The organism is Actinomadura sp., from assembly GCF_044508335.1.
GTDB lineage: Bacteria > Actinomycetota > Actinomycetes > Streptosporangiales > Streptosporangiaceae > Spirillospora.
In genome coordinates this window covers 59,006-82,823 of record NZ_JBIQHY010000010.1, presented here as the reverse complement: position 1 = coordinate 82,823, position 23,818 = coordinate 59,006, and the positions used below count along the sequence as shown (strand labels likewise).

The window sequence follows — 23,818 nt, the reverse complement described above, 5'->3', positions numbered from 1 at the left end:
ATCATTCGCCGAGCTGCCCGATCTGCTCGAACTCGCCGTCCTTGACCCCGAGGACGTACAGCGAGCTGACGCCGACGTGGTTGGTCTTGGAGAAGGTCAGCTCGGGGTAGATCTCCGACGCCTTCACGTTCTTCCAGGACTCCAGCTCCGAGACGATGGCGGGACCCGTCACCTTGTCCCCGACCCGCTTCAGCACCTCGGTGACGACCTGGGCCGTCCCGCAGCCGCGCAGCGTGACGCCCTCCACCTCGAGGCCGGCGGCCTTGACGACCTTCGTGCACTCGGTGTTCTCCGCCGCGGACGGCGCCAGCGTGTCGGAGGTGACCACCAGCTTCGGCATGACGGCCGGGTCGACGGTGGACAGGAAGGTGGCCTGCGAGACGGCGGAGCTTCCGAGCAGCTTCTTGGTCGGCGCGAGCTTCTGCGCCGTCATCGCCTTGGTGAAGCGCGCCGCGTCCTGCGGGATCTGGTTGAGCACGATGTAGTCGGGGTGCAGCCCCTTCATCTTGAGCACGTAGGGGGAGAAGTCGGCGGTCCCCGGCGGGGCGGTGAACGTTCCCGCGACGGTGCCGCCGGCCTTCTTCACCGCCTCCGACACCGAGCTCGCGGTGTGCTCGGAGTCGGGCGTGGTCGTGCTCATGATCGCCACGCTGCCGGTGCCGTGGTGCTGGAAAATCCACGGCACCGCGGCGACCAGCTGGTCGCCGTAGGTCGGCATGAGGTTGAAGTACATGGGGTTCAGCGGGTCCAGCAGTTTCGTGGACGCGCCGAACACGAACAGGAAGGGGATCTTCGCCGCGCCGAGCAGCGGCACCTGCGCCGGCGGCTGGAGGCTCCCGCACTGGCCGGTCACCGCGACGACCTTCTTGGCGATGAACGCCTTGGTGTTCGTGACCGCCCGCGCGGCATCGTAGCCGTCGTCCCGGTTGTCGATCTTGATCTGTCGCCCGTTGACGCCGCCGGAGTCGTTCACGTGCTTGAACCAGGCGAGCATGGCCTTGTTCATCGGGGTGCAGCTCGACCCGACGGCGCCGCTCAGCGGTACGGAGATGCCGAGCTCGATCGGGTCGTCCGACCCGGCCGAGGCGCTGTCGCCGGTTCCCGAGCCGCAGGCGCTCACCAGGAGCGCGAGCGTCGCGCCGACGGCGCCGGCGCCGAGCAGGGCGCGGGACCTCGGGCGGCCGCCGGGGCGGCGGCGGATCGTGCGGGCCCGCGGTTCATACGACATGGTCGTCTCCTGTCATCGCTTCTGACGGGGATTTCGTGGGGTTGCCGTGCTGGTGCGACATGGATCCGTCGGCCGCCGGATGCGGCCCGTCCGGCCCGTGGGGGAGGCGCCGGAGTCCGTGGCCGCAGAACCGGTTCCTCGGCCCTGCCTGACCGCGCAACGACCGCACCGGGGCCTCCGAGCGTTTCGTTGGACTGTCGGCTCGTCTGACAATTAATGCGTGCAGTGTAGCCCTCGGCCCCACGCAGCGGCAATAGCCTCTTCGCGAGATCGGCGAAGGGGCCGTCCAATGACGCTGGCCAGGAACTTCGGCCTCAGCGGGGGTGTGGTGGCGCCGCCGTCGCTCCGGCCCTGACCCTGCCCCGGGGTCCTGCGAGCGGGCAGAGATGGCCCTTGAATTTCTTCGTCAGACGATCGTATTGTCTGACATCACGGACGGCTCCGGCGGAACAACCGCCGCCGGCCCGCCGGCGCCGCACCGGCGCCGCGATCCCGAAGGAGTCACGCCATGGCGCTCAGCGCCCGTCAGGAAGAGATCAAGGACGAGTTCATCCGGGTGCGCGGAACCTGGGGCGACGCCTGGCAGGCCATGCTGGAGCTCGACCCCGAGTTCGTGAGGGCCTACACCGGCTTCTCCGCCGTCCCGTGGCAGAAGAACCACCTGGACGGCAAGGTCAAGGAGCTCGTCTACATCGCCGTGGACGCCGCGGCCACGCATATGTACCTCCCGGGCGTCCGGCAGCACGTCCGGGCCGCGCTGCGGCTCGGCGCGGCCCCCAGGGAGATCATGGAGGTGCTCGAACTGACCTCCACGCTGGGCATCCACGCGATGAACATCGGCGTGCCGACCTTGGTGGAGGTCCTGGAGGAGAAGGGCCTGCGCGACGGACCGGCGCCCCTCACCGAGCACCAGGAGAAGCTCAAGGCCGAGTTCACCGAGACGCGCGGCTACTGGCACTCCTTCTGGGACGAGATGCTCGAACTCGACCCCGAACTGTTCGCGGCCTACACCGAGTTCTCCTCCGTGCCGTGGCGGACCGGCACCCTTGAACCGAAGGTCAAGGAGCTCATCTACATCGCCTTCGACACCGCCGCGACCCACTTGTACGTCAAGGGTCTCAAGCTGCACATCGAGAACGCCCTGGGCCACGGAGCGACCGCGCAGGAGATCCTCGAGGTCATGGAGATCGCCAGCGTCATCGGCATCCATGCGGCCACGTCCGCCGCCCCCATCCTGGTGGAGGAGATGGCCGACCCGGAGAACCGGCCCGTGAGCCGGCGATGAGCGGCGCCGCCTACGAAGTGGTCGCGCTCCGGTACGGCACGCGAGCCGGGGCGAAGGCAGAGATCTACCTCAACTACGCCATATACGGCGAGCCGGACGAGCCACTCGGGATGGACTACTACTGCTGGATCGCCCGCGCCCCAGGCCGCACGGTCGTGATCGACACCGGCTTCGGCCCGGAGGGCGGGGCCCGCAGGGGCCGGACCACCCTGGCCGACCCCGTCGAGGCGCTGGCCCGCGCCGGGGTGGACGCCGCGGCGGTGCCGCAGGTGATCGTCACCCACGCGCACTACGACCACATCGGCAACCTCGCGCGGTTCCCGGCCGCGGAGGTGATCATGGCCCGGCGGGAGTTCGACTTCTGGACCGGTCCCTACGCCCGGCGCGCGCAGTTCGCATGGTCGGCGGAGGCGCGGGAGACGGCGCACCTCGCCGAGGTGCGGGCGCAGGGCCGGATGACCCTGGTCGACAAGCCGTACACGGCCGCCCCCGGCATCGAGGTGATCCCCGTCGGGGGCCACACACCGGGGCAGGCGATCGTCGTCGTGGAGACGGCCGGCGGGCAGGCGGTGCTCGCCTCCGACTCCGTCCACTACTACGAGGAGATCGAGCGGGACCGGCCCTTCGCCTTCGTCGCCGACCTGGAGGCGATGTACCGCGGCTTCGACATGCTCAAGGAGATCGCCGCGGAACCCGGCAGGGTCCTCGTGCCCGGTCACGACCCGGAAGTGATGCGCAGGTTCCCCCCGCTCGGCGGGCTCGACCCGGGCATGGCGGTCCGCATCGGCTGACCTCCTCCGCCCTCCGCCGGAGAACGGCTCCCGCCGGACGACCAGCCGGGCCGCGCGAGCGGCACCGGCCGACACGAAAGAAAGCAGGCCATGGCTCTGAACGGACTCGACGGCAAGGTCGCGGTCGTCACCGGCGCGGGCGGCGGCATCGGCGCCGCGAGCGCCCGGCGCCTGGCCGGGGAGGGAGCGCGGGTCGTCGTCGTGGACATCGACGGCGCGGCGGCGGAGGCCACCGCCGCGGCTCTGCCCGGCGAGGCGATCGCGGTCCAGGGCGACGTGTCGCGGGAGGCGGACGTCGACCGCTACGTCCGCGCCGCGGTCGACCGCTACGGGCGGATCGACCTGCACCACCTGAACGCCGGGATCTTCGGGACCTTCGCCCGCCTCCCCGACCTGCCGGCCGAGGACTTCGACCGGGTGATCGCGGTCAACCTGCGCGGCCCGTTCCTCGGCCTGCGCGCCGCCTTCCGCCGGTACGAGGAGCAGGGCGGCGGCGGTGCGGTGGTCGTCACCGGGTCCATCGCCGGGCTGCGCGGCAGCTCCGACCTGCTGCCGTACCAGGCGTCCAAGCACGGCGTCGCCGGGCTCGTGCACGGCGCGGCCGTGTACGGCGGGCCGCGGGGCGTGCGGGTGAACGCGGTCGCCCCCGGGCTCGTCCCGACCGGGCTGTTCGCGGCGGGCGGGGCCGCCAGGGGCGGCGGCGGGGACATGGAGCAGCGCGGCACCACGACCCCCATGCGCCGCGTCGGTACGCCCGAGGAGATCGCCGGGGTGGTCGCCTTCCTGCTCAGCGCCGACGCGGGCTACGTCACCGGCGAGATCGTCTCCGCGGACGGAGGGGCGTCCGTGGTGAACACCGTCCGGCCGTCCGGGGGCGCCGGCGCCTGGGTCCCGGAGGACGGCGCATGACGAGGACACGGCATGTTCCCCGCGGGGGCCGCGCGCCCACCGCGGGGGGAGAGGAGGCGGGGAACGTGACCGGACAGCGCATCGGGTTCATCGGGCTCGGGAACATGGGGGGCCGCATCACGCGGCGCATCGTCGACGCCGGGCATCCCGTGCTCGGGTTCGACCTGGACGCCTCGCGGGCCGCGGCGGCGGGCGCGGCCGCCGCGGCGAGCGCCGCCGAGGTCGCCGAAGGCAGCGACGTCGTCCTGCTGTCGCTTCCCGACAGCAGGGCCGTCGAAGCGGCCGTCCTCGGCGGCGACGGGATCCTGGCGTCCAGCCGACCGGGCCAGATCGTGGTGGACCTCAGCACCGCCGCCCCGTCCTCGACCGTCAGGCTGCACGCGGCGTTCGCCGAGCGCTCCGTCGAATACCTGGACGCGGGCGTCACCGGCGGCGCCGCGGCCGCGGAGAAGGGCACGCTGACGCTCATGGTCGGCGGCTCGGCGGAGGCCCTGGCGTCGCTCGACCGGCTGTTCCGCCTGTTCGCCGCCAAGGTGTTCCCCATGGGCGGCAGCGGCGCGGGCCACACCGCCAAGCTCCTCAACAACTTCCTCAACGCGGTGGCGCTCTCGGCGACCGCCGAGGTGATGGTCGCCGGCCGCAAGGCGGGACTGGACCTGCGGACGCTGCTGGAGGTGTTCAACGCCGGCAGCGGCGTCAACTTCGCGACGCTCAACCGCTTCCCCCGCATCGTCGAGGGCGACTACCTCGAAGGCGGCCTCACCAGCGCGCTGATGATGAAGGACGTCGTCCTGTACGTCGACCACCTGCGCGAGCTGGGCGTCCCCAGCCTCAACGCCCCCGGGCCGCTGGCGAGCTTCGGCCTGGCCGGCGGCACCGGGTACGCCGACGCGATCAGCAACCGCGTCGTGGACGCGATCGGCGACATCGCCGGCGGGGTCCGGTTGTACGACGCACCGGCCCCGGCCGAGACGGACTGAACGCCGCGCACCCGCGGCACGGCGACGAAAGGGCTCACCATGAAGATCATCCGCGGCCGCGCCCCGGACGGGGTCTCCGGCCCGCGCACGGCCACCTTCACCGGGACCGTCTGGGCGGATCCCGTGCTCCCGGCGACCGACGGCACCACGATCAACAACGTCTTCTTCGCCCCGCGCTCGCGCACGCACTGGCACAGCCACGAGCGCGGCCAGGTCCTGCACGTCACCGCCGGAAGCGGCCTGGTGTGCACCCGCGGCGAGGCGCCGCAGCCGCTGCGCGCCGGCGACACCGTCTGGGTCCCGCCCGGTGAGGTCCACTGGCACGGCGGGAGTCCCGTGAGCTGCCTCCTGCACCTGGCCGTCTCCCTCGGGACGACGAGCTGGCTCGAACCGGTCGGCGACGACGAGTACGGCGCCGCGTCATGACCGGGCGGGTCCGCCGGCGGGCACCGGCCGGGCGGCGAGGGAGTCGGCAGCGAACACCACAGGAGATGGGGACATGGGCATGACGGAGCAGCAGGCCGACGGTCGTTTCGAGCGCGGTCTCCGGACGCGCCGCGAGGTTCTGGGCAGCGAGCACGTCGACCGGTCGATGGCTCAGGTGACCGATTTCGCGCGACCCGTCCAGGAACTGGTCACCGAGTACTGCTGGGGGGAGATCTGGACGCGCGACGGCCTTGACCGCAGGACGCGCAGCCTCCTGAACCTTGCCATGCTCACCGCGCTCGGCCGGATGCACGAGCTCGCCGTCCATGTGCGCGGCGCGGTCGCGAACGGCTGCACGGAAGAGGAGATCCAGGAGGCGCTGCTGCAGACGCTCGTCTACTGCGGCGCTCCCGCCGCCCTGGAGTCCTTCCGCGTCGCCGAGAAGGCGCTGGCGGAGGTCCGCTCGCATGGCTGACGTGCGGATCCTCGCGCCCGGCGCCGCCGTGGGCTTCGTCGGGCTGGGCAACATGGGCTCGCCGATGGCCGGCCGCCTCGCCCGCGCGGGCTACGCCGTGCGCGGGTTCGACGCCGACCCCGCGGCCCGCGCCAGGTTCGCCGAGACCGCCGCGGCGTCCGTCACCGGGACGGCGGCGGAGGCGGCGGACGGCGCGGAAGCCGTGGTGATGATGCTGCCGGACTCGGCGATCGTCCACTCCGTGGCCGTCGGGGACGGCCTGCTCGCCCGCATGGCGGAGGGCGCCGTCCTGATCGACATGGGGTCCTCGGACCCCGTGCGCACGCGGGAGCTGGCCTCGGCGGCCGCAGACCGGGGCGTCCCCCTGGTCGACGCACCGGTCTCCGGCGGAGTGACCGGCGCCCGGCAGGGCACTCTGACGATCATGGCCGGCGGCTCACCGGAAGCGGTGGCGGGCGTCCGGGGCCTGCTGGAGGCCTTCGGCAGGGTGCTGCACGTCGGCCCGGTCGGCGCCGGCCACGCCCTCAAGGCGCTCAACAACCTGCTGTCGGCGACCCATCTCCTGGTCAGCTCCGAGGCGATCCTGGCCGGCCGGGAGTTCGGGCTGGACCCCGAGGTGATGCTCGATGCGATCAACGGTTCGAGCGGTCGCAGCGGTTCCACGGAGACCAAGTGGCCGCGTTTCATCCTCAACGGCGGCTTCGACTCCGGTTTCGCGCTGCGCCTCATGCTCAAGGACATGCGCATCGCCGTCGGTCTCGCGGAGGCGGCCGGGCGGCCGTCGCGTCTCGGGGAGGCGGCCACCGGGCTGTGGGCACGCGCCGCCGAGCTGCTGCCGGAGGACGCCGACCACACCGAGATCGTGCGCTGGCTCGAAGCCCAGCATGATCCGTCCGCCCCGGGATCCTGACATGGCGAGCGGCGAGAACTCGCTGACGGGCGCGCTGAGCGGCATCCGGGTGGGCCGTGTGGCCGCCCCGCTCCGCGAACAGGTCCTGGACGGGCTGCGGGACGCCATCCTCAACTTCGAGCTGAAACCGGGCGAGCGCCTCGTCGAGCGTGAGCTGATCGAGCGGATCGGCGTCTCGCGGACGACCATCCGGGAGGTCCTCCGGGAGCTCACCGCCGAGGGGCTGGTCGTCGTGGTCCCGAAGAAGGGCGCGGTGGTCTACGCCCCTTCCACGGAGGAGGCGAAGGACCTCTACGCGGTCCGGGCGTCCCTTGAGGCGCTGGCCGTCCGGCGCTTCATCGAGCGCGCCCCCGCGGACGCGGTGGAGGCGCTCCGCGAGACCGTCGACGAGATGGAGAAGGTGGTCGCCGAGGGCGGGGACATGCTCGCGCTGCTCCACGCGAAGGACCGCTTCTACAACGTCCTGCTCGCGGGGGCCGCGAGCCCCACCATCCAGGACATCCTCGGCCGCGTGCAGGCCCGGGTGCGGCTCCTGCGCGCCACCTCGCTGTCCCAGCCGGGCCGCCCGCGGCAGGTCGTACAGGAGATCCGAGCCCTCGTCGAGGCCGTGGCGTCCCGTGACGCCGCGAGCGCGACCATGCTCTGCGACGCACATCTGGACAAGGCGGCCGCGACGGGCATCAAGGCTCTGGACGCCGACCCCACCACGTGACCGACCGGGCGCTCTCACTACCGAGGCCGGGTCCAGGCCCGGCGGCAGGAGGCTGCCCGAGTGGTTCGGCGACGACGTCGGGGGGCATGCTTGTCCGAGCCGCGGCGGGCATGTGCGGCGAGGCGGTGTGCGGTGCCGTTCTGGAGGTGTTCAGTGTCAGTGGTCTTCATGGACGGGAGCGCCGCCGCGCCGGCTGATCGCACGGCCCCGCAGGCGTCTCGCCGGCTTCGGGGCTCCTGCCTGCGCCGCCTTCGCTGAACCATGCCGGCCAGACGCCACCACGCGGGCGACGCGGCCGGCGCGGCCGGGATCAGCGCCGATCCGCGGGAGCCGTTGCCGCTGCTCCGGAAGGAACTGGGCACAGGTGAGCGGGGTCTGTCGGGGCGCGAGGCAGCCCGCCGGCTGGCGGTGTACGGGCCCAACCAGGTCCGCAGACGCGAGAAGCGGTCTCTGGTCCGGCTGCTCTCCACCCAGCTCCTGCATCCGTTGGCGCTGCTTCTGTGGGGCGCGGGCGCTCTGGCCTTCGTGGCCGGGATGTCGGTGCTGGGCTGGGCGATCCTGGCCGTGATCCTGGTGAACGCCGTCTTCGCCCTGCTGCAAGAGCATCAGGCGGAGCGGGCGGTCGAGGCGCTTGCGGCATACCTCCCCGAACAGGCTCATGTCGTTCGGGACGGGCGGCGGCAGGCGGTGGATGCGGCCGAACTCGTTCCGGGAGACCTGATCCTCCTGGAAGAGGGCGACAAGGTTCCCGCCGATGCCCGGCTGACCGACGGGGCGCTGGAAGTGGACCTGTCCATGCTGACCGGTGAGTCGGCGCCGGTGGAGCGCATGGCGGCTCCCGCCGAGGAAGGCGTCGGGCTGCTGCGCGAACCGAACCTGGTGTTCTCCGGGACGACGTGCACCGGGGGAGAGGCGCGGGCGATCGTGTTCGCGACCGGCGGGCACACCGAGCTGGGCCGGATCGCCGCGCTCAGCCAGCGCGCCCCTCGCGGCGACAGCCCGCTGGAGACCCAGGTCAAGAAGGTCGCCTGGCTGATCGCCGCGGTCGCCGTCGGGATGGGCGCGGTGTTCCTTCTCATCGGCGCGCTGGTCGGCCTGCCGCTGACCGACGCGCTGATGTTCGCCATCGGGCTGCTGGTCGCCAACGTCCCCGAGGGTCTCCTGCCGACAATCACACTCGCCCTGGCGGCCGGGGTGCGGGTCCTCGCCCGGCAGGGCGCCGTCGTCAAACGGCTCAGCGCGGTCGAGACCCTCGGCTCCACGAACGTCATCTGCACCGACAAGACCGGCACCCTTACGCAGAACCGGATGCGGCTGCAGGCGTATTGGACGCCGCAGCACGGCGTGACGGCGTCCGGGGGCACGCCGCCTCCCGAACTCGTGCGGGCGATGACCGAATGCACCACGGTCTCCTACGACCAGGGCGGCGACCTGCAAGGCGACCCGACCGAGATCGCCCTCGTCCTGGGCAGCGGTCCGGACCTGCCGGCACGCCTCGCGGCTCGCGACCACCGGCGCCGTGCCGTCCTCTCGTTCGATGCGCGCCTGCGGCTGATGTCCGTCATCGCCCAGAGCGGTGATCACCTCGCCGTGTACGTGAAAGGCGCGCCCGAGGCGGTGCTGGCTCGCTGTTCCGGTATCGATCGTCCCGCGGTGATGGCCGTCGTCGGCGAACTCGCGCGGAAAGGGCTCCGGGTTCTCGCGGTCGGGACCCGGGACCTGCCGCCCGATGCCGCGACGCCGAGACGCAGGGAGGACGCGGAGACCGGCCTCCGGCTCGTCGGGCTCGTCGGGCTGTACGACCCGCCTCGTCCGGAAGTCGCCGGCGCCGTGCGCCGCTGCCACGACGCGGGCCTGCGCGTGCACATCGTCACCGGTGACAACGGCGCCACCGCCGCGGCGGTGGCCGGGGAGGTCGGCATCGGCGTCCCGCGCCTGCACGTCGTCCCCGAGTCGGAGAAGGTCCACGACCACGAGCTGGACGGGATGCTGACCGGCGACGCGGAAATCGTGTTCGCCCGATCGTCACCCGAGACCAAGCTCAAGGTCGCCGACGCCCTGCGCGCTCATGGCCAGATCGTGGCCATGACCGGGGACGGCGCCAACGACGCCCCTGCACTGCACCAGGCCCACATCGGCGTCGCGATGGGACGCTCGGGCACCGACGTGGCCCGCGAGGCGTCCACGATGGTGCTGACCGACGACAACTTCGCCACGATCGTCACCGCGGTCGAATCCGGCCGACGCGTCTACGACAACGTCCGCAAGTTCATCCTCTACATCTTCGCCCACACCGTCCCGGAGATCGTCCCGTTCCTCGTGTTCGCGCTCAGCGGCGGCCTGGTACCGCTGCCCCTCACCGTGCTGCAGATCCTCGCGATCGACCTCGGCACCGAGACCCTCCCCGCGCTGGCACTCGGCCGCGAACCCGCGGAACCCGGCATCATGAACCGCCCGCCCCGCCCCTCCTCCCGGGGAGTCATCACCCGCGACATGCTGATTCGCGCCTGGGGTTACCTCGGGCTGGTCTCCGCCGCGCTGGTCATGGGGGTGTTCTTCTACGTGCTGTGGCGAGCGGGCTGGCATCCGGGCGATCCCACCGGTGACGGCGCCGCCCTGCACCACGCCTACCTGACCGCCACCACCGCCACCTTCGCGGGCCTCGTCACCTGCCAGATCGGCACCGCCATGGCCGCCCGCACCGAGCACGCCTCCCTCCGCCAGGTCGGGCTCACCACGAACCCGCTCCTGCTCGCCGGCATCGCCTTCGAAGTGCTCTTCGCCGCCGCCCTGATCTACGTGCCGCCCCTCCAGCGCCTCTTCGGCACCGCCGCCCTGCCCTGGGACGTCCTGGCCGTCATCGCCGCCTTCCCGGTCATCGTCTGGGGCACCGACGAACTCCGCCGCCGGCGCGCTCGCCTTTCCAGGGACGTCACGGGGCCGTGATGATCGGCCGCCGGCGAGGGTTCCGATGGGACGGCTCACCGATCCCGAGGCCGTCAAGGAGCGGTCACGATGTCCCCGAAGCGTTCCGGGTCGGCTTCTCCCGGCGTCAGGTGGCGTTCCGTAGCAGCTCGTGGGGATCCCGGTCGGCGAGAGCGGGGACGCCGGGAAGGCCGTTGGGGACCGGGGTCAGCCGAGTTTCGGGGTTGCTCGGTCGATGATCGGGGCGAGGTCCAGCCCCGGAGGGAGGGTGCCGTAGGCGGTGCCCCAGTCGCCGGCCAGGCGGGTGGTGCAGAAGGCGGCGGCGACCGCCGGGTGGCCGTGCCGGAGCAGGAGGGACGCCTGCAGGGCGAGCGCCATGCGTTCGACGATGCGGCGGGCGCGGAGTTCGATGGTGTCCAGGTCGGCCAGGGAGGTCTTGATCTCCCGGACGGCGGCGTCGAGGCGGGGGTCGGCTCCGGCGGCCCGGCCGACCTCGGCGAAGTACGCCTCGATGGTCTGCGGCTCCTTCGCCATCGCGCGCAGCACGTCGAGCGCCGCGACGTTGCCGGAGCCCTCCCAGATGGAGTTCAGCGGGGACTCGCGGAACAGGCGGGGCATGCCGGACTCTTCGACGTAGCCGTTGCCGCCGAGGCATTCGAGGGACTCGGCGGCGTGCGCGGGCCAGCGCTTGCAGATCCAGTACTTGCTGACCGCGAGGGCGAGGCGCTTGAACGCCGTCTCCGACTCGTCGCCGCGCACCGAGCGGTCGGTGGCGCCGGCCAGGCGGAGCATCGTGATCGTGGCCGCCTCCGACTCGATCGCGAGGTCGGCGAGGACGTTGCGCATCAGCGGCTGGTCGATCAGGTACTTCCCGAACGCCTTGCGGTGGGCGGCGTGGTGCGCGGCGGACGTGACGCCGTGCCGCATCCCGGACGCCGCGCCGATCACGCAGTCGAGCCGGGTCATGTTGACCATTTCGATGATGGTGCGGACCCCGCGGCCCTCGTCCCCGACCCGCCAGGCGACCGCGTTCTCGTACTCCACCTCGGAGGACGCGTTCGACTTGTTGCCGAGCTTGTCCTTCAGGCGCATCAGGCGGACCGGGTTGAGGGTGCCGTCGGGCAGGACGCGGGGGACGAGGAAGCAGGTCAGGCCGCCGGGGGCCTGGGCGAGGGTGAGGAACACGTCGCACATCGGGGCGCTGGTGAACCACTTGTGGCCGACGAGCCGGTACGTCCCGTCGGGCTGCGCCGCGGCCTGGGTGGTGTTGGCGCGGACGTCCGAGCCGCCCTGCTTCTCCGTCATCGACATGCCCGCGAGCAGCGCGTTCTTGGTGAGCGGGGCGCGCAGGCCGAAGTCGTACTCGGGCTTGGTGAGGAGCGGCTCGTACTGGGCGGCGAGCCCGGGGGACTGGCGCAGCGCGGGGACGGCCGCGTACGTCATGGAGATGGGGCAGCCGTGGCCCGCGTCGACGCGCCAGGCGTAGAACTTCGCGGCGCGTGCGACGTGGGCGCCCTCGCGGGAGTCGGCCCACGGCGAGGCGTGCAGGCCGTGCGTCACCGCGACCGTCATCAGCTCGTGCCAGGCGGGATGGAACTCGACCTCGTCGATGCGGTGCCCGTAGCGGTCGTGGGTGCGCAGGACGGGCGGGTTCTCGTTGGCGAGGCGGCCCCACTCCTGGGCCTCCTCGGTGCCCGCCAGGCGGCCCAGCTCGCGCACCTCGGCCTCGGCCCAGCCGGCGCCCTCGCGCGCCAGCCCGTCCAGCAGGACGGCCTCGTCCGCCACGTCGTGCCCGGTGAGCGGGGGAACCTGATTGACCACCTCGTGCGTCACGGCGCCGCCCTCCACGTTCGCTCCCGATGTCCGCGCCCTCGCGGTGAAGGATACAGAACCTCGTTCGGGCAACGGACGATCTTGCCCGGACCGGGGCGGGACGTCCATCCTCCTGAAGTGGTGGGACGATCTCGTCCCCCCGGCGGATTGTCGTGCAGCGGCGGGGGCATACCTTCGGAATATGAGTCAGTCCAGTCCGCAGCCCGAGCGGTCCCGCCCCGGCCGCCCGGCGGCGCGGCGGCAGGACGCCCAGCCCGCCCGGCCGGTGCCCGAACCCCTCGACGTCACGAGCGCGCCTGACACGGTCCGCGCGTCGGACGCCGAGCGGGAGGCCGTCGTGGAGCGGCTGCGGATCGCCTCCGTCGAGGGACGGCTCACCTTCGAGGAGCTGACCGAGCGCACGGAGGCCGCCTACGCGGCCGTGAGCCGCGGCGACCTCGAGCACATCACCGCCGACCTGCCCGGGATGGGCGCCCCCGGCGCCTGCCCCGCGCCCATCCAGGTGAAGCGCCGGTTCAGCGCGGTCATGGGCGACTGCAAGGAGCGCATCGCCGGGCGCATCGACGGGCCGCTGGAGGCCGTGTCGGTGATGGGCGACGTCGAGCTCGACCTGCGCGGCGCGCAGGTGACCACCGGCGAGGTGCTCATCACCGCGACCGCCGTGATGGGCGACGTCAAGATCATCGTCCCGGACGGGGTGAGCGTCGAGCTGTCCGGCCACAACTTCCTCGGCGACCGGAAGGTCAACGTCCGGGACCCGCTCCCCGGCGCCCGCGTCCCCGTCGTCCGGGTCAACGCGACCGCCGTGATGGGCGACATCAAGATCGTCGACGATGAGCACCACGCGCCCGTCCGCCGCGCCATCGCCGAATGGTGGAAGGGCCGCGACGGCCGGCGCTGAGCGCCGCGTCAGCGGGAGTCGTCGCCCCGCTCCGCCTCCTCGACGCCCGCCTCGTCGGGCGGCAGCGCGTCGGGATGCCCGGACCGCACGCCGGGCGTCCCCGTCCCGCCGGTCCCCGTGCCGCCGGGGCCGCGCGTGCGGCCCCGGGCGTCGGAGCCCTCGTTCACCGGGGCGAACTGGCGGTCGTGCGTCTCTTCGGGCTCGTGCCCGGGATCGTCGCGTTCCATGGCGGTCCGCATACCCGCGGACGCCCCGGCTAGACCGCTCTGGCCGTGCGGGGCGCCTCCAGGGCCTCCTCGTAGCGCTGGACGATCAGGTCGGCCAGCTCCGGGGCGGCGCCGAGGGCGGGGGAGACGGCGGATGCCCCGGCGGCCAGGGCCTCGCCGCGGACCTTGTCGGCGAAGTATCCGGGCGCCAGGAAGTAGGACGCCACCGCGACGCGCGGCGCGCCCGACTCCAGCAGCGCCGCCACCGCCTCGCCCGGCTTCGGGCCGGCGGCCGACGCGTACGCCGGGACGGCGTCCCGCCAGCCGCGGGCGCGCCACTCGCCGGCGAGCCGCGCGATCACGGCGTTGGCGGACGCGTCGCTGGACCCCGCCGAGACCAGCACGACCGCCGTGCCCGGGTCGCCGGGCTCGACGCCCGCGTCCGACAGCCGGCGCTCCAGCGCGGCCATGAGGAGCGGGTGCGGGCCCAGCGTGTCCGCCGTGCGGAGGCGCAGCCGAGGATGCCGGGCGCGCACCCGGTTCAGGACGCCCGGGACGTCGGTCTTGCTGTGGTACGCCGCGGTGAGCAGCAGCGGCAGCACGACCGCCTCGTCCGCGCCGTCCCGCGCCAGGCCGTCCAGCACCCGGTCGGGCGCCGGCGGCGCGTGGTCGAGGAACGCGGCGTGCACGGGCACGTCCGGGCGGCGCGCCCGGACGGCGCCGAGCAGCCCGGCGACGGTCGCGGCGGCGCGCGGGTCCCGGCTCCCGTGCGCCACGGCCACGGCGGGGGGAGCGCTCACAGGTGGATGCCGCACTCGGTCTTGCCCATCCCGGCCCACCGGCCGCTGCGGGGGTCCTCGCCGGGCGCGACCGGGCGGGTGCACGGCGCGCAGCCGATCGAGGGGTATCCGTCGTAGTGCAGCGGGTTGACCAGCACCCCGTTGTCCTCGATGTAGTTGTCCATGTCCTCCTGGGACCAGTCCAGGATCGGGTTGACCTTGACCATGCCGCGCTTGCGGTCCCACTCGACGACCTTCCGGTCGCGGCGGCTGGCGGTCTCGTCCCGGCGGATGCCGCTGAACCAGGCCATGTAGCCCTCTAGGGCGCGGCCGAGCGGCTCCACCTTGCGCAGGTGGCAGCACAGGTCGGGGTTGCGGCCGAACAGCCGGGGGCCGAGCGCGGCCTCCTGCTCCTCGACCGTCCGGGACGGGGTGACGTTGATGACGTTCACCGGGTAGACGGCCTCGACGGCGTCCCGGGTGCCGATCGTCTCGGCGAAGTGGTAGCCGGTGTCGACGAACAGGACGTCGATGCCGGGCTTCACCTTCGACACCAGGTGGATGAGCGCCGCGTCCGACATGGACGAGGTGAGGCAGATGCGGTCGCCGAACGTGGCCACGGCCCACCGGATGATCTCCAGCGTGGGCGCGCCCTCCAGCGCGGCGGCGGCCGACTCGACGACGTCTTCGAGATCGAGGGCAGGTCTGTCGGTCTCCAGCAGGGTCACCGAGGGATCTCCTTGCTCGCGGTGCGGGGAGCTCCGACACCGAGGAACTTCAACGTGAAGGAACGAAGGCAGTCGGGGCAGAACCAGGAGCCGTGCTCCTCGCGGGGCTCCAGGTTCTCCTCGCCGCAGTACGGGCAGTAGAACGGCGCCATGCGCTCGCTCATGAGCGGCCGCCCCCGCTACTTGAGGTCGGCGTCGTCGGCGCGCTGCACCCAGTCGGCGAAGGTCTCGCCCTCGGCGCGCTGCTCGTCGAACCTGCGGACGACCCGTTCGATGTAGTCGGTCAGCCCGGCCGACGTCGTCTTCAGCCCGCGGACCTTCTTGCCGAACGACTGGCCGAGCCGCCCGCCGAGGTGGACCTGGAAGCCCTCCACCTGGTCGCCGTTCTCGTCCACGACCAGCTGGCCCTTGAGGCCGATGTCGGCGACCTGGACGCGGGCGCAGGAGTTCGGGCAGCCGTTGACGTTGACGGTGAGCGGCTGGTCGAAGTCCGGGAGGCGCTTCTCCAGCTCGTCCATCAGGTCCATCGCGCGCTGCTTGGTGTCGACGATCGCGAGCTTGCAGTACTCGATGCCGGTGCAGGCCATCATGTGCCGCCGGAACGTGGACGGCCGGGCGTGCAGGTCGTGCTCGGCGAGCGCCTCGACGAGCGCCTCGGTGTTCTCCTCCGGCACGTCCAGGATGATCATCTTCTGTTCGAGCGTCGTGCGGACCCGGCCCGAGCCGTAGCGGTCGGCCAGCTCGCCGATGACGCCGAGCAGCTCCCCGTTCAGCCGGCCCACGCGGGGCGCGAACCCCACGTAGAAGCCGCCGCCCTTCTGCGGGTGGACGCCCAGGTGGTCGCGGTGGACGTCCGGGGCGGCCGGCTCCGGGCCGTCGGGCAGCGCGTACCCGAGGTACTCCTTCTCCAGCACCTCGCGGAACTTCTCCGCGCCCCAGTCCTTCATCAGGAACTTCAGCCGGGCGCGGCTGCGCAGCCGCCGGTACCCGTAGTCGCGGAAGATCGAGGTGACGCCGTGCCACACCTCGTGGGCCTGCTCGGGCTTCACGAACACGCCGAGGCTCCGCGAGAACATCGGGTTGGTGGACAGCCCGCCGCCGACGAACAGCTGGTAGCCGGTCTCGCCCTGCTCGTTCACCACGCCGACGAACGCGATGTCGTTGATCTCGTGGACGGTGCAGTGCGAGGCGCACCCCGACAGCGCGGTCTTGTACTTGCGCGGCAGGTTGGAGAACTCGGGGGAGCCGATGTAGCGGTCGTGGATCTCGCGCAGCTGCGGCGTCGCGTCGATCACCTCGTCGGCGGCGATCCCGGCCAGCGGACACCCGATGATCGTGCGGGGCACGTCGCCGCACGCCTCGGTGGTGTGCAGCCCGACGGCGGCGAGCGCGTCCCAGATCGCGGGGACGTCCTCGATGCCGACCCAGTGCAGCTGGATGTTGTGCCGGTTGGTGATGTCGGCGGTGCCGCGCGCGTAGTTGCGGGAGATGTCGGCGATGGTCCGCAGCTGCGGGCCGCTGAGCTGCCCGCCGTCGATGCGGATCCGCATCATGAAGTAGCGGTCCTCGATCTCCTCGTCCTCCAGCGCGCCGGTCCTGCCGCCGTCGATGCCGGGCCGCCGCTGGGTGTACAGGCCCATCCAGCGGAACCTGCCGCGCAGGTCGGACGGGTCGATCGAGTCGAACCCGCGCTTGGAGTAGATGTCGATGATGCGGCGGCGGACGTTCAGCCCGTCGTCGTTCTTCTTGTTCTCCTCGGTGGCGTTCAGGGGTTCCCGGTAGCCGAGGGCCCACTGGCCCTCGCCCTTCTTGCGCTTGATCGCGGGTGGCACGGCGCGCGTCCTCATCTGTTGGTCGTGAGGGACGCGTAGCGCACCGGCAGTCGAAGACGGCCGGCTCAACGCTGAGCAGGTTCAAATCAAAGGCGACACCGATGCACCACGCGCCCGCTGAGCAGGGGGCGTGGTCGGGGCGTCACCGACAGATCGCGCTGCGGACGCGCAGAAAGTCCACGTGGCGGCGCTTGGCCAGCAACGGGTCCGCAGCAGTCATGATTGAACTGTTACATGACGCCTCGGGGGCTGTCCAGTCACGTCCGGCATGCGGACGCGTGAGATGCGTCATCCCTGCCGCCTCCAGTTCACCCCGGGCTCGGCGTTCTCGCCGGCCGCCGGCCCGGCCCCCGGCTCGGACGGGCGCCCGGAACGGCGCCGCCCCTCCGGCGTGGCGGGCGGCGGGAGGTGCTGGCAGTCGCACCAGGAGCCGCCGCGGCACTCCTCGTGGCGGCGCTCTCGGCACGACGGGCAGATCATGCCTCCATTGTCGCCCATGGAGGCAAACGCAACTGATGATCATGGTCCGGGCGACGTTCCGGCCCGTCCAACCGGGTATGGGCAAGGAGATGGACGGGGATGCGGGCCGGTGGGGAGACGATCGAACGGGGGAGGCGATCGCCACGCGACGCGCGGAGTGGACCACTGAAATGGGCGATGCGGCATGTTCCGGGCGCGTAACGCTCTACGGTGGGGCGGTGTGACGACCGTCTCCGACGCCGAGGGCGTCCCCTCGGCCGGGGACTCCGACTCCGAGCGGGACCCGCGGGGCCCCCGCCCGACCCTGCGCCGCCGGGTGCTCGCGCGGGGCGGGGCGGCGGCGCGCACCGGCGGCCGCGTCTGCTGGCTGCTGACCAAGGGCACCGCGGTCGGCGCGTTCCGCTACCGGGTCACCGGCCTGGCTGCCGAGGCCGCGTTCTTCGCGCTGCTGTCGCTGCCGCCCCTCGTCATCGGGCTCATCGGCACGATGGGCCACCTGCGCGGCCTGTTCGGCGCGGACACCGTCGGCGAGATCCGCTCCTGGGTGATCGAGCAGGCGCGGACGGTGCTGACCGGCCCGGCGGTCGACTCGGTCGTCGTCCCGCTGATCGACGACGTGATCCGCGGCGGCAGCCCCGACATCGTGTCCGTCAGCTACCTGATCTCGCTGTGGGCGGGCTCCCGGGCGACGAACGTCTACGTCGACACGATCACCATCTCCTACGGGCTGTCCGGCGTCCGCGGGGTGATCCGCACCCGGACGCGCGCCTTCGTGCTCTACCTCATCGGCCTGCTGGTCATGATCGTCGTCATCCCGATGCTGGTGGCCGGGCCCGCGCTGGTGCGGCAGGCGCTGCCGGAGAGCGCCGAGGCCGTCCAGCTGCTGTACTGGCCGGTGGTGGTGACCCTGTCGATCGTCTTCCTGGCGCTGCTGTACCACGTGAGCGTCCCGGTGCGGACGTCCTGGTGGCGCGAGGTGCCCGGCGCCGTGCTGGCGCTGCTGATCTGGATCGGCGGCAGCGCCGGCCTGCGGTTCTACCTGGCCGGGTCGCTGAGCGGCGTGTCGGTGTACGGGTCGCTCTCCGCCTCGATCGCGGTGCTCGCCTGGCTGTACGTGGCGGCGCTCGCGGTGCTGATCGGGGCCGCGCTGAACGCCGAGATCGACCGGCTGTGGCCGAGCGGCGACACCGCCCGTGCGCGCGCCGTGCGGGAGAAGCAGGGCGAGCAGGTGCCGCGCGACCTCGGGGCCACGGGTAAAAACAAACCCGAATCCGGCTCTGAATAGGTCAAACATGTCGTAACCTCGCGTGGCATGACCCCCAGTGAGGAGCCGCGCAGGCTGCGCACCGTCACCGGCACGATCGCGACGTCGGACGTCACCGGGCCCGTGCTCTCCCACGAGCACCTGCAGATGGACCTCCGCTGGCCCGCGCGCCCGCGGCTGGTCGACTCCGACCCGGGCCGCTGGCTGGACGAGGAGAAGCCCGTCCAGCGCGAGCTGTCCGCGCTGCGCAAGGAGCACGGCCTCGGCCTGGTCGTCGACCTGACGTGCTCGGGCATGGGCCGCAACGCCGCCGCGCTCGCCCGGATCAGCGCCGGCTCCCGGGTGGCCGTGGTCGCCGGGACGGGCGTGTTCACCGAGCCGTTCCACCCGGCGTTCGTCCGCGAGACCCTCGCCGCCGGGGCCGGCCCGGACGGGCCGTCGGGCGTCGAGCGGCTCGCGGAGCGGCTGCTCGCCGAGGTCGGCTTCGGCATGGACGGCACCAACTGCCTCCCCGGCGTCATCGGCGAGATCGGCACCTGGGGCGAGGCGCCGACGGAGACCGAGGAGCTGTGCCTGCGCGCCGCCGCGCGGGCGGCCCGCTACTCGGGGCTGTCGGTGGCGACGTACGGCCGGGCGGGGCTCGCCCAGCTGGAGATCCTCACCGCCGCGGGGCTGCCCCCGGAGCGGGTCGCGGTCGGCCAGCAGGACCGGGTGGACGACCCCGGCCAGCACCGCAAGATCGCCGAGACGGGCGGCTACGTGTCGTTCGGCACCCTCGGCCGCGCCGGCGAGGACCACGCCGCCATCGGGCGCCGCGTCCGCTGCGTGCTGGACCTGCTGGAGGCCGGGCACGCCGACCGGGTGCTGCTGAGCACCGGCGTCTCCCGGATGGCGCAGCTCGGCCGGTACGGCGGCGCCGGCTTCGGCTACCTCTTCGAGACGTTCCTGCCCGCGCTGCGCGCCGCCGGGGCCGACGACGCGACCCTGGACGCGATCCTGCGCGACAACCCGCTGAGGTGGCTCGCCGGGGCGTGATTGGGTAGGGGAGACCCCGGAAGGGGGTGCTCCCCATGTCCCGGAACAGATCCGCGCCGGAGGACTTCCAGCGGGCGGAGACCGTCCGGCTTCCCTACACCGACCGCAGCGAGGCGGGCCGCGTGCTCGCCGAGCGCCTCGTCCCCCTGGGGCTGGAGGGCGCGGTGGTCCTCGCGCTGCCGCGCGGCGGCGTCCCCGTCGGCTACGAGATCGCGCGGCGGCTCGGCTCGGTGCTCGACGTCCTGGTGACCCGCAAGATCGGGTATCCGCCGCAGCCCGAGCTCGGCGTCGGGGCCATCGCCGAGGGCGGCTCGCCGGTGTTCGACGAGGAGCTGCTGCTCCGGCTCGGCCTGCGCGAGGAGGACCTGGCCGCCACGGTGCGGGCCGAGCGCGCCGAGCTGGACCGGCGCGTGGCGGTGTACCGGCGCGGCCGCCCGCTGCCGGAGGTCGCGGGGCGCCGGGTGGTCGTGGTGGACGACGGGCTGGCGACCGGCGGCACCGCCCGCGCGGCGGTGCGGGCGGTGCGCGAGCGCGGCCCGGCCCGGCTGGTGCTCGCGGTGCCGGTGGGCGCCGCGGAGACCGTCCGCGCGCTGGAACCGGAGGTGGACGTCCTGGTCGTCCCGGCGGCGCCGTGGGAGTTCCGCGCGGTGGGCCAGTGGTACCGCGACTTCGACCAGCTCACCGACGAGGACGTGACGGCCTGGCTGGACCGCGCCCGGCGCGCCGGCGCCGGCGGCGGACCGGGCGCCGGGGGCCGGCCCGGCGGCCCGCTGTGAAGCGGCCCACATGAAAATGGCGGGAGCGAATTTCGGTGAATGGGGTACATCGCCGAGTCGTTTGCGCTAAAGAGCGTGCCCGGCGGAATGTCGTGGTGCGATGTAACCCGTCCGCGGCGCCGATGTGACTCCGCGCCCTGACCCGGCCGTGATGCGGCGGCCCCGGGCACGCAAACGGCCCCGCGGGGCGGGGCCGTGTCGTTTTTCAGGGTGGCGTGCCGGGGATCGCGATGGGAGCGTTTCGGCGCCTCCGTGCTCGCCTAGGCGGCGTTGGCGCGGCGCATCCGGCGACGGCGCTCGGAAGCGCGCTCGTCCTCGTTGAGGCCGCCCCACGTGCCGTACTTCTCGGGCCGGGACACCGCGTAGTCCAGGCACTCCGTGCGGACCGGGCAGCCCATGCAGATCTGCTTGGCCTTGCGCTCGCGGATCTCGCGCTCGGGCTGGCGCTCGCCGTCGGGACCGAAGAAGAGGACGAGGTCTTCCCCCCGGCACGCCGCGGCGTCCTGCCAGCCCCAGCTGGGACGAGGGAGGTTTGCCTGCCGACGTACCTGAGCCATGGAACACCCACCTTGATTGGTTTCGAACAAAAATCGGGACATGGACGCTCGACGTACTTCGGGTGACATGAGTCAGAAGCGCCGAATGTTCCAACGTCTGGAGTTGCCGCTCTGTTCCCCGCCCGGTTACTCCGGAAACCTGGGGACGTGCGACAGGGAGACCCTCGAATGGGGCCTCAGAGAGATTACACGAGGGCCGCCTCGTTGAGAAGGGTGAGTTCCCTAACAACATGGGTTCGCAGGTTCTCCCCGCAGTCCGGGCCGCAGGGATCCGACTGCTGGACGGTCTCGAAGGTGACCCGGTAACGGCTCTGCCGCGCGACAACGACTGCTTCGTACCGAGATGTCCCGGTGATCGATTCCACCGTCACCTCGTCCACTCCGAGGGCGCCGGTGTGCGCCCGGACGAAGTGCTCGGCGGCCTGCGCCGGCTCGGGCGTCCCGGCCCGCCCGCGGAACCGGTCGAGGGCCACCTCGCCGCGCAGGTAGGCGTCCGCGGCCCGCACGGCCTCGGTCTCGCCGAGGTCGCCGTAGTAGAGCCCGTGGGGAAGACACACCAAATTCGCCGCAAATCGGTCACCGCCGACATGGGTGGTTTCCCATACGAGGCGGTCGAAACGCCCGGCGAGGGCGCGGGCCAGCGGCGCTCCGGTGCGCGCGCAGCAGGCGTTGTGCCGCCCGTGCGTGCAGGCCAGCAGCAGCGGCCCGGCCACCCGGTCGCCGAGGCCCGGCGACCGGCCCGCGGCCAGCGCGGCGAGGTCGAGCGAGGCCAGCTCCGCCGGGTCGGCCAGCTCGCGCCCCTCCGCCCAGACCTCGGCGCCCCGCGAGAACGCCGCGTAGACCTGGATCGGCGGGGTGCCGCGGCGGCGCCCCGGCCGCCGGATCAGCTGCGGCCGGACGCCGGCCTTCTTCGCGGCGCGCACCGCGCCGCCCACCGCGTCCGCGGCGGGCAGGTCGGTGACGTTCTCCGGCCAGGGGCCGGGGTGCTCGACGAGCAGCCAGGCGCGCGCCTTCGCCGTCGCGCTCGCCAGGCACGGCCGCTCGCCCGTGTGGCTGCCCGGGCAGTGCCCGCAGCCCTTGCCGCGCGTCAAATGGTCCCCCCGGTCGATCTTCAATCGATTAGGTAAGGGTAACCTAACGGTTCGCGATCAAACCAGAAGGGGCGATGCGGAAGGGGTGACGGAGGTCTCAGTTGCCCCGGGTCTCAGTGCAGGGCCGCGCGGGGCAGCAGGGCCTCCGCGGCCGGCAGCGCGGCCTCCCGGTCGGCGGCCACCAGCCCGATCCGGGTGCGGCGGTCCAGCAGGTCGCCCGCGTCGAGGGCGCCCTCGTGCCGCACGGCCCAGGCCAGCTCCGCCCCCGTCACCGGCAGGCCCGGGACGACCCGCTCCAGCAGGGCCGGGTCCTCCCTGCCCAGCGCGGTCAGCAGCGGCGCCTCGGTGCCGTACCGGTGGACGAGGCGGGACGGCGCGTCCAGCGCGTCCAGCCGGGCCCGCGGCGCCGCCCCCACCAGCGGGAGCCGGGCGGTGCGGCTCGGCCCGGCGGCGAGGCCGCGGGCGCGCACGGCCGCGTCGACGGCGTCCTGCGCCATCCGCCGGTAGGTGGTGAGCTTGCCGCCGACGACCGTGACGACGCCGTCCGGCGAGGTGAGCACCGCGTGGCGGCGGGAGATGTCGGCCGTCTCGCGGCCGCGGCCCCGGTCGAGCAGGGGGCGCAGCCCGGCGTACGCGCCGATCACGTCCGCGCGGCGCACCGGCGTGTCCAGCGCCGAGCCGAGCACGTCGAGCAGGAACCCGATCTCGCCCTCCGTCGGCTCCGGCACGTCCGGGATCGGGCCGTCCGCCGGCTCGTCGGTGAGCCCGACGTAGACGCGGCCGTCGCCCTGCGGGAGCACCAGCATGAACCGGGCGCCGCCGCCCGGGATCGGCACGTGCAGCCCGGCCTGCAGCCCGCGCAGCGTCTCGGCCCGCAGCACCAGGTGGGTGCCGCGCGACGGGCGCAGCCGCACGCCGTCCACGAGCCCGCCCGCCCAGACGCCGGCCGCGTTCAGCACCGCCCGCGCCCGGACGGTGATCTCCCGTCCGGTCAGCTCGTCCCGGACGAGGGCGCCGTCGCCGGCCAGCTCGACGGCGCGGCACCGGGTGAGGATGCGGGCGCCGTGCCCGGCGGCGGTCCGGGCGATCGCGGTGACCAGGCGCGCGTCGTCGCACAGCTGCCCGTCCCAGGACAGCAGCCCGCCGCGCAGGCCGTGCGGGCGCAGCGCGGGCGCGAGCCGCAGCGTCTCGACCGCGGACAGCCGGCGCGGGCCGGGCAGCACCGAGCGCGGGGTGCGCGCGGCGAGCCGCAGCAGGTCCCCGGCGCGCATCCCGCCGCGCGAGGCGAACTCCTGCGCGCGCGGCACCAGCGGGGTCAGCGGCAGTACGAACGGTAGCGCCCGCACCAGGTGCGGCGCGGTCCGGCGCATCAGCACGCCGCGCTCCACGGCGCTCTCGTGCGCCACGTCCACCTGCCCGGACGCGAGGTAGCGCAGCCCGCCGTGGATCAGCTTGGAGCTCCACCGGGACGTGCCGAACGCCAGGTCGTGCGCGTCGATCGCGGCGACCGACAGCCCGCGCGAGGCGGCCTCCAGCGCGGCGCCCGCGCCGGTCGCGCCGAGGCCGACGACCAGCACGTCCACCACCTCGTCCGGCAGGGCGGCGAGCTCGCGCTCGCGGCGCGCCGCGTTGAGCGACGTCCGCGGTTCCGGTCCGGTCATGAGAGTTCCTCCGTAGGCGCGCCCCCGTCGTCCG

The 23,818-nt window shown here is 73.1% G+C and carries 23 protein-coding genes; 13 read left to right on the top strand and 10 right to left on the bottom strand.

Annotated features, from left to right (window positions below; all coding sequences use genetic code 11):
* Position 1: 1 nt before the first annotated feature.
* Positions 2-1,228 carry an ABC transporter substrate-binding protein gene (locus ACIWVC_RS06370; RefSeq protein WP_396446126.1) on the bottom strand — a complete coding sequence of 409 codons (1,227 nt, stop codon included), beginning with the start codon at positions 1,226-1,228 and terminating at the stop codon, positions 2-4.
* Between the two features lie 508 nt (positions 1,229-1,736).
* On the opposite strand from ACIWVC_RS06370, the gene ACIWVC_RS06365 reads away from it, so the two are divergent.
* The 9 genes from ACIWVC_RS06365 to ACIWVC_RS06325 all read left to right on the top strand — a co-directional run bounded on the left by ACIWVC_RS06365 (position 1,737) and on the right by ACIWVC_RS06325 (position 10,662).
* Positions 1,737-2,513: a carboxymuconolactone decarboxylase family protein gene (locus ACIWVC_RS06365; protein ID WP_396446125.1), complete on the top strand. Its 777-nt coding sequence runs from the start codon at positions 1,737-1,739 to the stop codon at positions 2,511-2,513.
* Positions 2,510-3,304, top strand: coding sequence for an N-acyl homoserine lactonase family protein (locus ACIWVC_RS06360; RefSeq protein ID WP_396446124.1), 795 nt, complete (start codon positions 2,510-2,512; stop codon positions 3,302-3,304). The genes ACIWVC_RS06365 and ACIWVC_RS06360 overlap by 4 nt, the downstream gene beginning before the upstream one ends.
* A 90-nt stretch (positions 3,305-3,394) precedes the next feature.
* Complete coding sequence (locus ACIWVC_RS06355) at positions 3,395-4,213, top strand: SDR family NAD(P)-dependent oxidoreductase (protein ID WP_396446122.1); 819 nt, start codon at positions 3,395-3,397, stop codon at positions 4,211-4,213.
* Positions 4,210-5,193 (top strand): NAD(P)-dependent oxidoreductase, encoded by a 984-nt coding sequence (locus ACIWVC_RS06350; RefSeq protein WP_396453907.1) that lies wholly within the window; start codon positions 4,210-4,212, stop codon positions 5,191-5,193. Before ACIWVC_RS06355 ends, ACIWVC_RS06350 begins: the two co-directional genes overlap by 4 nt.
* A 39-nt stretch (positions 5,194-5,232) precedes the next feature.
* Positions 5,233-5,619 carry a cupin domain-containing protein gene (locus tag ACIWVC_RS06345; RefSeq protein WP_396446120.1) on the top strand — a complete coding sequence of 129 codons (387 nt, stop codon included), beginning with the start codon at positions 5,233-5,235 and terminating at the stop codon, positions 5,617-5,619.
* A 79-nt stretch (positions 5,620-5,698) separates the two neighbouring features.
* The gene (gene pcaC, locus ACIWVC_RS06340) at positions 5,699-6,094 is read left to right on the top strand and encodes a 4-carboxymuconolactone decarboxylase (protein WP_396446119.1); all 396 of its coding nucleotides are present in this window, start codon (positions 5,699-5,701) and stop codon (positions 6,092-6,094) included.
* Entirely contained in the window at positions 6,087-7,004 is a 918-nt protein-coding gene (locus ACIWVC_RS06335) for an NAD(P)-dependent oxidoreductase (RefSeq protein ID WP_396446118.1), read from the top strand. The genes pcaC and ACIWVC_RS06335 overlap by 8 nt, the downstream gene beginning before the upstream one ends.
* 1 nt (position 7,005) lies before the next feature.
* Complete coding sequence (locus ACIWVC_RS06330; RefSeq protein ID WP_396446117.1) at positions 7,006-7,716, top strand: GntR family transcriptional regulator; 711 nt, start codon at positions 7,006-7,008, stop codon at positions 7,714-7,716.
* 261 nt (positions 7,717-7,977) lie between these two features.
* The gene (locus tag ACIWVC_RS06325) at positions 7,978-10,662 is read left to right on the top strand and encodes a cation-translocating P-type ATPase (protein WP_396453906.1); all 2,685 of its coding nucleotides are present in this window, start codon (positions 7,978-7,980) and stop codon (positions 10,660-10,662) included.
* A 186-nt stretch (positions 10,663-10,848) separates the two neighbouring features.
* Here the strand turns inward: ACIWVC_RS06325 and ACIWVC_RS06320 are convergent, their stop codons facing one another.
* Positions 10,849-12,474 (bottom strand): acyl-CoA dehydrogenase family protein, encoded by a 1,626-nt coding sequence (locus ACIWVC_RS06320; protein WP_396446115.1) that lies wholly within the window; start codon positions 12,472-12,474, stop codon positions 10,849-10,851.
* A gap of 181 nt (positions 12,475-12,655) precedes the next feature.
* Here ACIWVC_RS06320 and ACIWVC_RS06315 point away from each other — a divergent pair, with 181 nt between their 5' ends.
* Positions 12,656-13,375, top strand: coding sequence for a DUF1707 domain-containing protein (locus tag ACIWVC_RS06315; RefSeq protein ID WP_396446114.1), 720 nt, complete (start codon positions 12,656-12,658; stop codon positions 13,373-13,375).
* Positions 13,376-13,383: 8 nt separating this feature from the next.
* Here ACIWVC_RS06315 and ACIWVC_RS06310 read toward each other — a convergent pair whose 3' ends face one another.
* The 5 genes from ACIWVC_RS06310 to ACIWVC_RS06290 are packed head-to-tail and all read right to left on the bottom strand — an operon-like array spanning position 13,384 to position 16,935.
* Entirely contained in the window at positions 13,384-13,602 is a 219-nt protein-coding gene (locus ACIWVC_RS06310; protein ID WP_396446113.1) for a hypothetical protein, read from the bottom strand.
* Between the two features lie 29 nt (positions 13,603-13,631).
* Positions 13,632-14,381: a sirohydrochlorin chelatase gene (locus ACIWVC_RS06305; RefSeq protein WP_396453905.1), complete on the bottom strand. Its 750-nt coding sequence runs from the start codon at positions 14,379-14,381 to the stop codon at positions 13,632-13,634.
* Positions 14,378-15,088 carry a phosphoadenylyl-sulfate reductase gene (locus ACIWVC_RS06300; protein WP_396446110.1) on the bottom strand — a complete coding sequence of 237 codons (711 nt, stop codon included), beginning with the start codon at positions 15,086-15,088 and terminating at the stop codon, positions 14,378-14,380. Before ACIWVC_RS06300 ends, ACIWVC_RS06305 begins: the two co-directional genes overlap by 4 nt.
* On the bottom strand, positions 15,085-15,252 hold the full coding sequence (locus tag ACIWVC_RS06295; RefSeq protein ID WP_021599342.1) for a hypothetical protein: 168 nt from the start codon (positions 15,250-15,252) through the stop codon (positions 15,085-15,087). Before ACIWVC_RS06295 ends, ACIWVC_RS06300 begins: the two co-directional genes overlap by 4 nt.
* Positions 15,253-15,267: 15 nt before the next feature.
* Entirely contained in the window at positions 15,268-16,935 is a 1,668-nt protein-coding gene (locus ACIWVC_RS06290) for a nitrite/sulfite reductase (protein ID WP_396453904.1), read from the bottom strand.
* Between the two features lie 685 nt (positions 16,936-17,620).
* Here ACIWVC_RS06290 and ACIWVC_RS06285 point away from each other — a divergent pair.
* From ACIWVC_RS06285 to ACIWVC_RS06275, 3 genes are read left to right on the top strand one after another with little or no spacing between them, the layout of a single operon-like run.
* Positions 17,621-18,685 carry a YihY/virulence factor BrkB family protein gene (locus ACIWVC_RS06285; protein ID WP_396446107.1) on the top strand — a complete coding sequence of 355 codons (1,065 nt, stop codon included), beginning with the start codon at positions 17,621-17,623 and terminating at the stop codon, positions 18,683-18,685.
* A 27-nt stretch (positions 18,686-18,712) separates the two neighbouring features.
* Positions 18,713-19,699, top strand: a complete 987-nt coding sequence (locus tag ACIWVC_RS06280; protein ID WP_396446106.1) for a phosphotriesterase — start codon at positions 18,713-18,715, stop codon at positions 19,697-19,699.
* 35 nt (positions 19,700-19,734) lie between these two features.
* The gene (locus ACIWVC_RS06275; RefSeq protein ID WP_396446105.1) at positions 19,735-20,475 is read left to right on the top strand and encodes a phosphoribosyltransferase; all 741 of its coding nucleotides are present in this window, start codon (positions 19,735-19,737) and stop codon (positions 20,473-20,475) included.
* A 260-nt stretch (positions 20,476-20,735) separates the two neighbouring features.
* Here ACIWVC_RS06275 and ACIWVC_RS06270 read toward each other — a convergent pair whose 3' ends face one another.
* The 3 genes from ACIWVC_RS06270 to ACIWVC_RS06260 all read right to left on the bottom strand — a co-directional run bounded on the left by ACIWVC_RS06270 (position 20,736) and on the right by ACIWVC_RS06260 (position 23,784).
* Entirely contained in the window at positions 20,736-21,032 is a 297-nt protein-coding gene (locus ACIWVC_RS06270; protein WP_021600082.1) for a WhiB family transcriptional regulator, read from the bottom strand.
* 185 nt (positions 21,033-21,217) lie between these two features.
* Positions 21,218-22,147, bottom strand: coding sequence for a sucrase ferredoxin (locus tag ACIWVC_RS06265; RefSeq protein WP_396453903.1), 930 nt, complete (start codon positions 22,145-22,147; stop codon positions 21,218-21,220).
* Between the two features lie 89 nt (positions 22,148-22,236).
* Positions 22,237-23,784, bottom strand: coding sequence for a glycerol-3-phosphate dehydrogenase/oxidase (locus tag ACIWVC_RS06260; RefSeq protein WP_396446103.1), 1,548 nt, complete (start codon positions 23,782-23,784; stop codon positions 22,237-22,239).
* Positions 23,785-23,818 lie beyond the last annotated feature (34 nt).